Below are 12,390 nucleotides of genomic sequence, written 5' to 3' on the forward strand. Positions count from 1 at the left end.
ATGGGGCATGGCGACACACTGCCTATTTAACAGCAAAGCCTGCGGCTACTCAAATCAGCCCGGCCAATGGCACGCTGTCGGTCGATTTGTCGCAGCCTGTTGGCCGTTTGGGGTCGGCAGGCTGCCGGCAGTCTTGCTAGAGTGGGTCTGCACCTGTTGGATGAATTCAATCGCCTTTAGGGGGTAAACATGGCAATCGATATCGGTATCAGTGAAGAAGACCGCAAGTCCATCGTCGAAGGGCTGTCACGCCTGCTGTCGGACACTTACGTGCTGTACCTGAAAACCCATAACTTCCACTGGAACGTCACCGGTCCGATGTTCCGCACCCTGCACTTGATGTTCGAGGAGCAATACAACGAACTGGCGCTGGCGGTGGACTCGATCGCCGAGCGTATCCGCGCGCTGGGCTTCCCGGCACCGGGCGCCTATGCCACCTACGCCCGTCTTTCTTCCATCAAGGAAGAGGAGGGCGTACCGAGCGCCGAGGACATGATCAAGCAATTGGTTGAAGGTCAGGAAGCGGTGACTCGCACCGCGCGGGGCATCTTCCCGCTGCTCGACAAGGTCAGCGACGAGCCGACCGCTGACCTGCTGACCCAGCGCATGCAGGTGCACGAGAAGACCGCGTGGATGCTGCGCGCACTGCTGGAAGCGTAAGCCGGGCGCGCGGGCCATCAGGTTCATGGCTCGCGCGCTGTCCGCAATCTTACCTGTGTCGTCGGCTTATCCTACGGTGACGGTCAATTAGTCGTCTGGATATAACTTTGTGTCTGCGCTTTTATGAAAGCCACAGGATGTGACTTTTCAAACAAGCAGAGATGGCAAAGGAGTGTCAGCGATATGGTAGAAGGAGACAGGCGAGGCGGCAGGGTTGTCGGCTTGCCACATGAATTGAAAGTCGATCCGTTCATCCACGCATTCGACATGGCATTGATTCAGCCATTGTCCCGATCCGTGCGGCTGAACGGTTATGCGACCTGCCTGCGGCTGGAGCAGGTTTACTGGAACATCCTCGGTAACATGGCCGCAGACAATTGCTGTTCGATCAGCTCGCTGCTGTCCCACGTCGACCGTGAAGTGCATCTGCGCCATGGCGGGGTGAAGAATTTCAGCGCGCTGGTGCGAGTGGTGTGTGTCATGAATGGCGTCCGGCAAGCGACGCCGACCGATTCGCCCTAGCGACGGTTGCAAACGAGGCCGCTGCCTGTGCAGTCTTACGGCTGCACAGGCGGCATTTAATCGATATAATCCCGCCCTTTCGCCGCAAAGCCCCGCGCGCGGCGGCAACCTGATCGCCGAGACACCTCCATGCCGATGTACGATTACCAATGTGCTTCCTGTGGTCATCAGTTGGAAGCCATCCAAAAGATCAGTGACGCACCGCTGGTCGACTGCCCGGCCTGCCAGGCGCCCGAACTGAAGAAGCAGCTGTCCATGCCGGGTTTTCGCCTCAGCGGCAACGGTTGGTACGAGACCGATTTCAAGACCGGAGCCAAGAAGAACCTGGCCGGTGGCGACAAAGCTGACTAGGGTTCAATCCCTGGACGAACGACACGCGTGAGTTTCCGCACCGCCTCAGTGCGCCGGAATCTCCACCGAATATCGAATGACGAGAAGCGAACCATTATCATGATGCGCAGCCACTATTGCGGCCAACTGAACGAAAGCCTGGATGGCCAGGAAATTACCCTTTGCGGATGGGTTCACCGTCGCCGCGACCACGGCGGGGTGATTTTCCTCGATATCCGTGATCGTGATGGTCTGGCCCAGGTGGTATTCGATCCGGATCGCGCCGAGAGCTTCGCCGCTGCCGATCGCGTGCGCAGTGAGTACGTCGTGAAGATCACCGGCAAGGTGCGCCTGCGTCCGGCCGGCGCCACCAACGCCAACATGGCCTCGGGCATGATTGAAGTGCTGGGTTACGAACTTGAAGTGTTGAACGAGTCGGAAACCCCGCCGTTCCCGCTCAACGAATACTCCGACGTCGGCGAAGAAACCCGTCTGCGCTATCGCTTCCTCGACCTGCGTCGTCCGGAAATGGCCGAGAAGCTGCGCCTGCGTTCGCGCATGACCACCAGCATTCGTCGCTTCCTCGACGAGAACGGCTTCCTCGACGTCGAAACGCCGATCCTGACCCGTGCCACCCCTGAAGGTGCGCGTGACTATCTGGTGCCGAGCCGCACCCACGCCGGTTCGTTCTTCGCCCTGCCGCAATCGCCGCAACTGTTCAAGCAACTGCTGATGGTGGCCGGTTTCGACCGTTACTACCAGATCGCCAAATGCTTCCGTGACGAAGACCTGCGTGCCGACCGTCAGCCTGAATTCACCCAGATCGACATCGAGACCAGCTTCCTCGATGAAAAAGAGATCATGGGCCTGACCGAGCAGATGATCCGCAACCTGTTCAAGGAAGTGCTGGGTCTGGAATTCGGTGAATTCCCGCACATGACCTTCGAAGAAGCCATGCGCCGCTACGGTTCGGACAAGCCGGATCTGCGTATCCCGCTGGAACTGGTTGACGTTGCCGACCAGTTGAAAGAAGTCGACTTCAAAGTATTCAGCGGTCCGGCCAACGACCCGAAATGCCGTATCGCCGCACTGCGCGTTCCTGGCGGGGCGAGCATGCCGCGCAAGCAGATCGACGATTACACCAAGTTCGTCGGCATCTACGGTGCCAAGGGCCTGGCGTACATCAAGGTCAACGAGCGCGCGGCCGGTGTTGAGGGTCTGCAATCGCCGATCGTGAAAAACATCCCTGAAGACAAGCTCAACGTGATCCTCGATCGCGTTGGCGCAGTCGATGGCGACATCGTGTTCTTCGGTGCCGACAAGGCCAAGATCGTCAGCGAAGCCCTGGGCGCGCTGCGCATCAAGCTCGGCCACGACCTCAAGCTGCTGACCTGCGAGTGGGCGCCAATGTGGGTCGTCGACTTCCCGATGTTCGAAGAGAACGACGACGGCAGCTTCTCCGCACTGCACCACCCGTTCACCGCGCCGAAGTGCTCGCCGCAAGAACTCGAAGCCAACCCGGCCGGCGCGCTGTCCCGCGCGTACGACATGGTGTTGAACGGTACTGAGCTGGGCGGCGGTTCGATCCGTATCCACCGCAAGGAAATGCAGCAAGCGGTATTCCGTCTGCTGGGCATCAATGAAGCGGAACAGGAAGAGAAATTCGGCTTCCTGCTTGACGCCCTGAAGTACGGTGCACCGCCGCACGGTGGTCTGGCCTTCGGTCTGGACCGTCTGGTGATGCTGATGACCGGCGCCCAGTCGATCCGCGAAGTGATCGCCTTCCCGAAAACCCAGAGTGCTGCCGACGTAATGACGCAAGCACCGGGCGTGGTGGACGCCAAGGCATTGCGCGAGCTGCACATTCGTTTGCGCGAAACGCCAAAGGCTGAGTAAGACGGGCCTGAAGGCGCATCTTCGGATGCGCCTTTTTTCTTTCTCAGGTCGAGATTTTTTAATTGCTGGCGCTGCACAAGCAGGGCGGGCAAGGTTTCAAAGAGAATTCGGAGCGAGTTATGGCAGGTCATTCCAAGTGGGCAAACATCAAGCACCGCAAAGAACGTCAGGATGCCAAGAGGGGCAAGATCTTCACCAAGTGGATCCGTGAACTGACCGTTGCGGCCCGGCAGGGCGGCGGCGATCCGGGTTCCAACCCGCGTTTGCGTCTGGCCCTGGACAAGGCGCTGAGCGCCAACATGAGCCGTGACATCATCGACCGCGCCGTGGCGCGCGGTGCCGGTGCCACCGAGGCTGACAATGTCGAAGAGCTGACCTACGAAGGTTACGGCCCGGGCGGCGTGGCGGTGATGGTCGAGTGCATGACCGACAACCGCAACCGTACCGCCGCCGCGGTGCGCCACGCTTTCAGCAAGTGTGGCGGAAACCTGGGCACTGACGGTTCGGTGGCGTATCTGTTCGAGCGCAAGGGTCAGATCAGCTTTGCGCCAGGCGTCGATGAAGACGCGCTGACCGAAGCAGCGCTGGAAGCGGATGCCGATGACGTGGTTACGCACGAAGACGGTTCGATCGACGTGTTTACCTCCTTCACCAGCTTCTATGCGGTGCGTAATGCACTGGAAGCCGCTGGATTCAAAGGTGATGACGCGGAAATCGTCATGCAGCCGACCACCAGCGCCGAACTGGATCTGGAAGGTGCGGAGAAAGTGCTCAAGCTGATCGACATGCTTGAAGACCTGGATGACGTGCAGAACGTCTATTCCAACGCGGATATCCCCGAAGACGTGGCCGCCCAGCTCGGCTGATCAGCGACTAGGATTGAATGTGGGAGCGGGCTTGCTCGCGAAGGCGGCGTATCAGCAACACCCTTGCTGGATGACACCCCGCTTTCGCGAGCAAGCCCGCTCCCACATGGGTAATTCGCCGTTCTGAATTTTTTGCTCTTACTGCAGGCGTTATGACTCTAATTCTTGGTATCGACCCCGGTTCGCGCATCACCGGTTACGGGATCGTTCGCGATACCGGGCGGGGCGGCTGCATCTATGTGGCCTCGGGCTGTATTCGCACCGGGTCCGGCGAGCTGCATGAGCGTCTGCAAATCGTCTATCGCGGCGTGCGCGAGATCATCAAGACCTACGGCCCGGTGACCATGGGCATCGAGAAGGTCTTCATGGCGAAGAACGCCGACTCGGCGCTTAAGCTGGGTCAGGCGCGCGGCGCAGCGATTGTTGCCGGCGCAGAAGAATGCCTGGAAATCGCCGAATACACCGCCACGCAGGTCAAGCAGGCTGTGGTCGGCACCGGTGCTGCCAATAAAGAACAGGTGCAAATGATGGTCATGCACATGCTCAAGCTGACCAGCAAACCGCAAATCGATGCCTCGGATGCCCTCGCTATTGCCATTTGTCACGCCCACACCCGCTCCAGTCTGTTGCCGCACGGCTTGGGAACCGCACGCAGTCGTGGCGGGCGCCTGCGTCTCTGATAGCATCAGCATCAATTTTCCTGAAAGTGGCTTTACGATGCCTGTGTTGTCGGCGCGCAAGCCCTATTCAATCGTCGCCAGCCCACGGCTGGCCAGCGCTCAAGGATTCAAAACGTGATTGGACGCTTGCGCGGCACCCTGGCTGAGAAACAGCCGCCGCACCTGATTCTGGATGTAAACGGCCTTGGCTATGAGCTGGAAGTGCCCATGACCACCCTTTATCGTCTGCCGTCGGTCGGTGAACCGCTGACCCTGCATACCCACTTGGTCGTACGCGAAGATGCGCAGTTGCTCTATGGCTTTGCCGGCAAGCGTGAGCGAGACTTTTTCCGTGAGTTGATCCGTCTCAATGGGGTCGGGCCGAAACTGGCGCTGGCGCTGATGTCGAGCCTGGAAGTCGATGAGCTGATTCGTTGCGTGCAGTCCCAGGACACGTCGGCGCTGACCAAGGTGCCGGGCGTCGGCAAGAAGACCGCCGAGCGTCTGTTGGTCGAGCTCAAGGATCGCTTCAAGGCTTGGGAAACCTCGCCGGCGATGTTTGCGCTGGTGCCGAATCAGCCGGACGGCCCGGCGCCGGTCAATACCGCCGAGAACGATGCGGTCAGTGCATTGATTTCCCTGGGCTATAAGCCGCAGGAAGCGAGTAAGGCGATTTCCGCGATCAAAGAGAAAAACCTGAGCAGTGAAGACATGATCCGCCGCGCCCTGAAGGGAATGATTTAAGTGATTGAAGCTGATCGTCTGATTGCCGCCGCGCACAGCCCGCGCGAACGCGAAGAAGTCCAGGATCGCGCCATCCGCCCGGTCAGCCTGGCCGATTACATTGGCCAGCCGACCGTGCGCGAGCAGATGGAGCTGTTCATCCAGGCCGCTCGCGGCCGTAGCGAATCGTTGGATCACACGCTGATCTTTGGTCCGCCGGGGCTGGGCAAAACGACCCTGGCCAATATCATCGCGCAGGAAATGGGCGTGTCGATCAAGAGCACCTCGGGGCCGGTGCTTGAGCGTCCGGGTGATCTGGCGGCATTGCTGACCAACCTTGAGCCGCACGACGTGTTGTTCATCGACGAAATCCATCGTCTGTCGCCGATCGTGGAAGAAGTGCTGTACCCGGCGATGGAAGACTTTCAGCTCGACATCATGATCGGCGAAGGGCCGGCGGCGCGCTCGATCAAACTGGATCTGCCACCGTTCACCCTGGTCGGCGCGACCACCCGGGCCGGCATGCTGACCAATCCGTTGCGCGACCGTTTCGGTATCGTCCAGCGCCTGGAGTTCTACAGCACGGCGGATCTGGCGACGATTGTCAGTCGTTCGGCGGCCATTCTTGGTTTGCCGCTCGATCCGGAGGGGTCGTTCGAGATCGCTCGTCGCGCCCGGGGTACGCCACGGATCGCCAACCGCCTGCTGCGTCGAGTGCGCGACTTCGCTGAAGTCCGCGCCAAGGGCCACATCACCAAAGCGGTGGCGGACCTGGCGCTGAACCTGCTGGATGTCGATGAACACGGTTTCGATCATCAGGACCGGCGTCTGCTGCTGACCATGATCGAGAAGTTCGATGGCGGGCCGGTCGGGATCGACAGTCTTGCCGCCGCGATCAGCGAAGAGCGCCATACCATCGAAGACGTGCTGGAACCGTATCTGATTCAACAGGGCTACATCATGCGCACGCCGCGGGGCAGGGTGGTGACGCGACACGCCTATCTGCATTTCGGTTTAAACATTCCGTCACGAATGGGCGAAATGCCCGTGGCAGACGAGTTTCTCGATGCTGCGGACGACTGATACACATTTGCTGTCGATTTATTCAGGGTTTGTACTGTCAGACGACGGTACTTTTACGGTAAAGCCTCGAATCAATGAAAAACAGTTGCCTGGCCGGATTGGCAACCTGAGGAGTAAGCACTAGAGTATGCGCGCGCAAAACGGGCTTGGGCCGTTCGCACATCGTTGTCGCGTTTATTACGAAGACACCGATGCGGGCGGCATCGTGTATTACGTTAATTACCTCAAGTTTATGGAACGGGCCCGAACCGAGCGGCTTCGCGAACTGGGCTTTGCCCAATCTGCGCTTGCCGGAGAGGACCTGTTGTTCGTCGTGCATTCCAGCGAAGCGCGCTACCACGCGCCGGCGCGACTGGACGACGAGCTGCTGGTAAGCGCTGATGTAACCGAATTGAACCGTGCCAGCCTGCGCTTCAAACAGCAGGTCAGGCGGGCCACGGATAATGTGCTGCTCTGTGAAGGGCAGTTTTTGGTGGCCTGCGTGCGCACCGACAGTTTGAAACCCCGGGCCCTTCCCGAAGACCTGCGTGCGGCCTTCGCCGACGCGGTCGGCCCGGGTACACACTCAAAGCAGGAGATAAAGCGTGGAAGCTAACGTCGTCGACCATTCCTCCATGTGGAGCCTGGTCAGCAATGCCAGCATCGTGGTGCAGTTGGTAATGTTGACTCTGGTGGCCGCATCGGTGACCTCATGGATCATGATCTTTCAGCGCAGCAACTTGCTGCGTGCCGGTCGACGCGCCCTGGAGAGCTTCGAGGAGCGCTTCTGGTCGGGTATCGACCTGTCCAAGCTGTACCGTCAGGCGGGCAGCAACCCGGATCCGGATTCGGGCGTCGAGCAGATTTTCCGTGCCGGTTTCAAGGAATTCTCCCGCCTGCGTCAGCAGCCAGGTGTCGATCCTGAAGCGGTGATGGAAGGTGTGGCCCGTGCCATGCGCGTGGCTATCTCGCGTGAAGAAGAGAAGCTCGAGCAGAGCCTGCCGTTCCTCGCCACTGTCGGTTCGGTCAGCCCGTACATCGGCCTGTTCGGTACCGTATGGGGCATCATGAACTCCTTCCGCGGCCTGGCCAGCGCTCAGCAAGCGACCCTGGCCACCGTGGCCCCGGGTATCGCCGAAGCCCTGATCGCCACCGCGATCGGCCTGTTCGCCGCGATCCCGGCGGTCATCGCTTACAACCGTTTTGCTGCCCGCAGCGAAACCTTGCTGGGCCGTTACTACACCTTCGCCGATGAATTCCAGGCGATCCTGCACCGCAAAGTGCACACCAGCGAAGAATAAGCAGGTATTTCCCGATGGCTTTAATCGCTCGAGCTCGCAAAAAGCGCAAGCCGGTCGCCGAGATGAACGTGGTGCCTTACATCGACGTGATGTTGGTGCTGCTGGTCATCTTCATGGTGACCGCGCCGATGCTCAATCAGGGCGTGAAAGTTGATTTGCCCAAGGTTTCCAGCGAAGCCTTGCCGCAGGACAACAACACCCAGGTCCTGACCATTTCGATCAAGGCTGACAAGACCTATTACTGGAACCTTGGCAGCGAAGTCGACACCGAGAAGCAACAGGACAGGGCCATGACCCTGCCGCAAATGACGGACGCGGTGACCAAGATCATTCGCGCCGGCACCGAGGGCGGCAAACGTACCCAGGTGTTCATTCGTGGCGACAAGACTGTCGACTACGGCGCCGTCATGGGTGCCATGGGCGGGTTGCAGAAAGCCGGGGTCGGTAACGTTGGTCTGATTACCGAGGCCCCCTGATGCAGCAACAGCGAGAGCCGTCCGCCTCGGAAAGCTACTTCTGGCCTAGTGTTCTGGCAATTGTCCTGCACGTGCTGGTGTTCGGCATGCTGTTCGTCAGCTTTGCCTTCACGCCGGAACTGCCGCCGGCCAAGCCGATCGTCCAGGCGACTCTGTACCAGCTGAAATCAAAAAGTCAGGCGACCACCCAGACCAATCAGAAGATTGCGGGTGAGGCGAAGAAATCCGCCGCGCGCCAGACCGAAGTCGAACAGATGGAACAGAAAAAGATCGAGCAGGAAGCGGTGAAGGCGGCGGAACAAAAGAAAGAGGAAGCGGCTCAAAAGGCCGAGGAAGCCAAGAAGGCCGACGAGGCGAAAAAAGCGGACGAAGCGAAAAAGGCTGATGAAGCCAAGAAAGCCGACGACGCGAAGAAAGCCGAGGCCAAAAAGGCTGAAGAGAAACAATTGGCTGATATAGCCAAGAAGAAAGCCGAAGACGAAGCGAAGAAGGCTGCCGAGGAAGAGGCCAAGAAAGCCGCTGCCGAAGAAGCCAAGAAGAAGATCGTCGAAGACGCGAAGAAGAAAGCCGCCGAAGACGCCAAGAAGAAAGCTGAAGCTGACGAGGCGAAGAAGAAAGTCGCCGAGGACGCGAAGAAGAAAGCGGCTGCCGATGCTGCGAAGAAGAAAGCGCAGGAAGCGGCACGTAAATCCGCCGAAGACAAAAAGGCTCAGGCCCTGGCAGATTTGCTTTCCGATACGCCGCAGCGCCAGCAGGCCCTGGCCGATGAGCAGGGCGACGAAGTCGCGGGCAGTTTCGATGACCTGATTCGGGCACGAGCGGCAGAAGGGTGGGCGCGTCCTCCTTCGGCACGCAAAGGCATGACGGTCGTGCTGCAAATCGGCATGTTGCCGGACGGCACGGTGACCTCGGTCAGCGTGGCCAAATCCAGTGGCGACGGTCCGTTCGATGCTTCGGCAGTGGCGGCGGTCAAGAATATTGGACGTTTGACAGAAATGCAGGGAATGAAGCCGAGCGATTTCGCTCCGTATCGTTCGTTCAAGATGACATTCACACCTGAGGATTTAGCCTTGTGAGAAACCTTCTTCGAGGAATGCTGGTCGTGATCTGCTGCATGGCAGGGATCGCGATGGCGGATGAAAAGAACATTCTGGTCACCAGCGGCAGCGATCGGGCCACCCCGATCGCCGTTGTACCGTTCGGCTTCCAGGGCGGTGCCGTCCTGCCGGACGACATGGCTGAAATCATTGGCAATGACCTGCGCAACTCGGGCTACTACTCGCCGATTCCAAAGCAGAACATGATCAGCCAGCCAAGCCAGCCGAGCGAAATCATCTTCCGTGACTGGAAGGCTGTCGGTGCGCAATACATGATGGTCGGCAGCATTGTTCCAGCGGGCGGTCGCCTGCAGGTGCAGTGGGCACTGTTCAACGTGGCTACCGAACAGAAAGTGGCCGATGGCAGCGTTTCCGGTACCACCGAACAGCTGCGCGACATGGCGCACTACATCTCCGACCAGTCGTTTGAAAAGCTCACCGGTATCAAAGGCGCGTTTTCGACCCGTCTGCTGTACGTGACGGCCGAGCGGTTCTCCGAGAAGAACACCCGCTATACCCTGCAGCGTTCGGACTATGACGGTGCACGCGCCGTAACTCTGCTGCAATCGCGCGAGCCGATCCTGTCGCCGCGTTTCGCACCGGATGGCAAGCGTATCGCCTACGTGTCGTTCGAGCAGAAGCGCCCACGTATCTTCATGCAGAACATTGATACCGGTCGCCGTGAGCAGATCACCAACTTCGAAGGCCTGAACGGTGCGCCAGCCTGGTCGCCGGACGGCAATCGCCTGGCGTTCGTGCTGTCCAAGGACGGTAACCCGGACATCTACGTGATGAACCTCGGTTCGCGTCAGATCACCCGCGTGACCGCAGGTCCTGGCATCAACACCGAACCGTACTGGGGCAAGGATGGCTCGACCATCTATTTCACCTCCGACCGTGGCGGCAAACCACAGATCTACAAAACCAGCGCCAGTGGCGGTGGTGCCGAGCGTGTGACGTTCGTAGGCAACTACAACGCCAACCCTAAACTCTCGGCCGATGAAAAGACTTTGGTGATGATCCACCGTCAGGATGGCTTCACCAATTTCAAGGTGGCAGCTCAGGATCTGCAGCGAGGCAGTGTAAAGATCCTCACTGATAGCACTCTGGACGAGTCACCTACTGTTGCGCCCAACGGCACCATGGTAATCTACGCCACCCGCCAGCAGGGCCGGGGAGTCTTGATGCTCGTGTCCATTAATGGACGCGTGAGGCTCCCGCTTCCTACCGCTCAAGGCGAAGTCAGAGAACCGTCCTGGTCCCCTTACCTGAACTGACGCGGCGCTACACGTTTTACTTAACACACTGGGGTTCATTAGGAGTTTCACGATGGAAATGCTGAAGTTTGGTAAATTTGCTGCGCTGGCTCTGGCCATGGCTGTAGCTGTAGGTTGCTCGTCCAAAGGCGGCGACAACGCCGGTGAAGGCGCTGTTGATCCAAACGCTGGTTACGGCGCAAACACTGGTGCCGTTGACGGTTCCCTGAGCGAAGAAGCTGCTCTGCGCGCAATCACCACCTTCTACTTCGAATACGACAGCTCGGACCTGAAGCCAGAAGCCATGCGCGCTCTGGACGTTCACGCCAAAGACCTGAAAGCAAACGGCGCTCGCGTTGTTCTGGAAGGCAACACCGACGAACGTGGTACTCGTGAGTACAACATGGCACTGGGCGAGCGTCGTGCGAAAGCCGTTCAGCGCTACCTGGTACTGCAAGGCGTTTCCCCAGCTCAGCTGGAACTGGTTTCCTACGGCGAAGAGCGTCCAGTTGCTACCGGCAACGACGAGCAGTCCTGGGCCCAGAACCGTCGCGTCGAACTGCGTAAGTAATTCGATATGCGAACGTGCCGTCGTGCTGTAACTGTTCTGGCTCTCAGCCTCGCGCCGCTTGCGGCGTGGGCTGCGGTTCCTGTGGTCGATGACAACTCCGGTTATAACAATAGCGGGAGCAGTTATCCGCCTGCGGGTTACGGTACGAACGGCGCCTATGCCGGGGGAGCGGCTTCGGCCCCTGCCTCGGCACAAGGCATGCTGTTCAACCAATTGCAACAGATGCAGGATCAGATCTCGCGCCAGCAAGGCGTGATCGAAGAACTGCAGAATCAGGTTGCGCGCATGAAGCAGGAATCCCTGGAGCGATACCAGGATCTTGATCGGCGCATAGGATCCGGCGTTGCACCAGCCGCGACTCCTGAGAATTCTTCTGCCGGTGGCGATGCAAGTGCTGCTGCCGGTGCTGCTGCAGGAGCCGGGGCGGCTGCCCAGGCGCCGGCAGCGAGTAGCGAACCGGCTGATCCGGCCAAGGAAAAGCTGTATTACGATGCCGCTTTCGACCTGATCAAGGCCAAGGATTTCGACAAGGCCAGCCAGGCTTTCGCCGCGTTCCTGCGCAAGTACCCGAACAGCCAGTACGCGGGCAACGCCCAGTACTGGTTGGGCGAAGTGAACCTGGCCAAAGGCGATCTGCAAGGCGCCGGTCAGGCTTTTGCCAAGGTTTCGCAGCTCTATCCCAAGCACAACAAAGTGCCGGACTCGCTGTACAAGCTGGCTGATGTCGAGCGCCGCCTCGGTCATACCGACAAGGTCAAAGGCATTTTGCAGCAGGTGGTCGCCCAGTATCCGGGCACTTCCGCCGCGCAGTTGGCTCAACGCGATCTGCAGCGCATGTAAGGCTGTTTGACCCTTCACGAAGAAACCCGCGCTTGTCGCGGGTTTTTTCGTTAGAATTCACGCCCTTTTTCTGAAACACGCTTCTGGCGGTCTACGCGTTGGCGGGATTGCCTGAAGTGCCTGACGGAGGC

Annotated in this window: 15 protein-coding genes; all 15 read left to right on the forward strand. The window is 59.3% G+C overall.

Going from position 1 to position 12,390, the window contains the following annotated elements:
* The first annotated feature begins 189 nt into the window (after positions 1–189).
* The 15 genes from HU755_RS16860 to ybgF all read left to right on the forward strand — a co-directional run bounded on the left by HU755_RS16860 (position 190) and on the right by ybgF (position 12,259).
* Positions 190–660, forward strand: a complete 471-nt coding sequence (locus HU755_RS16860; RefSeq protein WP_007951212.1) for a Dps family protein — start codon at positions 190–192, stop codon at positions 658–660.
* A 183-nt stretch (positions 661–843) separates the two neighbouring features.
* Positions 844–1,182, forward strand: coding sequence for a ribbon-helix-helix domain-containing protein (locus HU755_RS16865; RefSeq protein WP_186634650.1), 339 nt, complete (start codon positions 844–846; stop codon positions 1,180–1,182).
* Positions 1,183–1,311: 129 nt separating this feature from the next.
* A complete protein-coding gene (locus tag HU755_RS16870) occupies positions 1,312–1,533 on the forward strand; it encodes an FmdB family zinc ribbon protein (protein ID WP_016773499.1) in 222 nt (73 codons plus the stop codon).
* Positions 1,534–1,632: 99 nt separating this feature from the next.
* Entirely contained in the window at positions 1,633–3,408 is a 1,776-nt protein-coding gene (aspS, locus tag HU755_RS16875) for an aspartate--tRNA ligase (RefSeq protein WP_186550554.1), read from the forward strand.
* Between the two features lie 119 nt (positions 3,409–3,527).
* Entirely contained in the window at positions 3,528–4,274 is a 747-nt protein-coding gene (locus HU755_RS16880; protein ID WP_034153419.1) for a YebC/PmpR family DNA-binding transcriptional regulator, read from the forward strand.
* Between the two features lie 152 nt (positions 4,275–4,426).
* Complete coding sequence (gene ruvC, locus HU755_RS16885; protein ID WP_016773501.1) at positions 4,427–4,954, forward strand: crossover junction endodeoxyribonuclease RuvC; 528 nt, start codon at positions 4,427–4,429, stop codon at positions 4,952–4,954.
* A gap of 114 nt (positions 4,955–5,068) precedes the next feature.
* Positions 5,069–5,677: a Holliday junction branch migration protein RuvA gene (gene ruvA / locus HU755_RS16890; RefSeq protein ID WP_186550556.1), complete on the forward strand. Its 609-nt coding sequence runs from the start codon at positions 5,069–5,071 to the stop codon at positions 5,675–5,677.
* Entirely contained in the window at positions 5,678–6,739 is a 1,062-nt protein-coding gene (ruvB, locus tag HU755_RS16895) for a Holliday junction branch migration DNA helicase RuvB (protein WP_186621565.1), read from the forward strand.
* A 127-nt stretch (positions 6,740–6,866) separates the two neighbouring features.
* Positions 6,867–7,334, forward strand: a complete 468-nt coding sequence (gene ybgC, locus HU755_RS16900; RefSeq protein ID WP_090285611.1) for a tol-pal system-associated acyl-CoA thioesterase — start codon at positions 6,867–6,869, stop codon at positions 7,332–7,334.
* Positions 7,324–8,019, forward strand: a complete 696-nt coding sequence (gene tolQ, locus HU755_RS16905; RefSeq protein WP_008080223.1) for a protein TolQ — start codon at positions 7,324–7,326, stop codon at positions 8,017–8,019. The genes ybgC and tolQ overlap by 11 nt, the downstream gene beginning before the upstream one ends.
* A gap of 23 nt (positions 8,020–8,042) precedes the next feature.
* Positions 8,043–8,495 (forward strand): protein TolR, encoded by a 453-nt coding sequence (tolR, locus tag HU755_RS16910; protein WP_160767866.1) that lies wholly within the window; start codon positions 8,043–8,045, stop codon positions 8,493–8,495.
* Complete coding sequence (gene tolA / locus HU755_RS16915; protein WP_186621568.1) at positions 8,495–9,571, forward strand: cell envelope integrity protein TolA; 1,077 nt, start codon at positions 8,495–8,497, stop codon at positions 9,569–9,571. The genes tolR and tolA overlap by 1 nt, the downstream gene beginning before the upstream one ends.
* A gap of 17 nt (positions 9,572–9,588) precedes the next feature.
* Positions 9,589–10,869, forward strand: a complete 1,281-nt coding sequence (gene tolB, locus HU755_RS16920) for a Tol-Pal system beta propeller repeat protein TolB (protein ID WP_186621582.1) — start codon at positions 9,589–9,591, stop codon at positions 10,867–10,869.
* 52 nt (positions 10,870–10,921) lie between these two features.
* Positions 10,922–11,419: a peptidoglycan-associated lipoprotein Pal gene (gene pal, locus HU755_RS16925; RefSeq protein ID WP_003178634.1), complete on the forward strand. Its 498-nt coding sequence runs from the start codon at positions 10,922–10,924 to the stop codon at positions 11,417–11,419.
* Positions 11,420–11,425: 6 nt separating this feature from the next.
* The gene (ybgF, locus tag HU755_RS16930) at positions 11,426–12,259 is read left to right on the forward strand and encodes a tol-pal system protein YbgF (protein WP_186634652.1); all 834 of its coding nucleotides are present in this window, start codon (positions 11,426–11,428) and stop codon (positions 12,257–12,259) included.
* Positions 12,260–12,390: the final 131 nt, after the last annotated feature.

It is taken from the genome of Pseudomonas sp. SWRI111, assembly GCF_014268555.1.
Classification (GTDB): Bacteria; Pseudomonadota; Gammaproteobacteria; order Pseudomonadales; family Pseudomonadaceae; genus Aquipseudomonas; species Aquipseudomonas hamedanensis.

Coding starts and splice junctions, on each gene's coding strand:
- pal (WP_003178634.1), top strand. CDS start 10,922: ATGGAAATGCTGAAGTTTGGTAAATTTGCTGCGCTGGCTCTGGCCATG.
- ybgC (WP_090285611.1), top strand. CDS start 6,867: ATGCGCGCGCAAAACGGGCTTGGGCCGTTCGCACATCGTTGTCGCGTT.
- HU755_RS16860 (WP_007951212.1), top strand. CDS start 190: ATGGCAATCGATATCGGTATCAGTGAAGAAGACCGCAAGTCCATCGTC.
- aspS (WP_186550554.1), top strand. CDS start 1,633: ATGATGCGCAGCCACTATTGCGGCCAACTGAACGAAAGCCTGGATGGC.
- ruvC (WP_016773501.1), top strand. CDS start 4,427: ATGACTCTAATTCTTGGTATCGACCCCGGTTCGCGCATCACCGGTTAC.
- ybgF (WP_186634652.1), top strand. CDS start 11,426: ATGCGAACGTGCCGTCGTGCTGTAACTGTTCTGGCTCTCAGCCTCGCG.
- tolA (WP_186621568.1), top strand. CDS start 8,495: ATGCAGCAACAGCGAGAGCCGTCCGCCTCGGAAAGCTACTTCTGGCCT.
- tolB (WP_186621582.1), top strand. CDS start 9,589: ATGCTGGTCGTGATCTGCTGCATGGCAGGGATCGCGATGGCGGATGAA.
- HU755_RS16865 (WP_186634650.1), top strand. CDS start 844: ATGGTAGAAGGAGACAGGCGAGGCGGCAGGGTTGTCGGCTTGCCACAT.
- HU755_RS16880 (WP_034153419.1), top strand. CDS start 3,528: ATGGCAGGTCATTCCAAGTGGGCAAACATCAAGCACCGCAAAGAACGT.
- HU755_RS16870 (WP_016773499.1), top strand. CDS start 1,312: ATGCCGATGTACGATTACCAATGTGCTTCCTGTGGTCATCAGTTGGAA.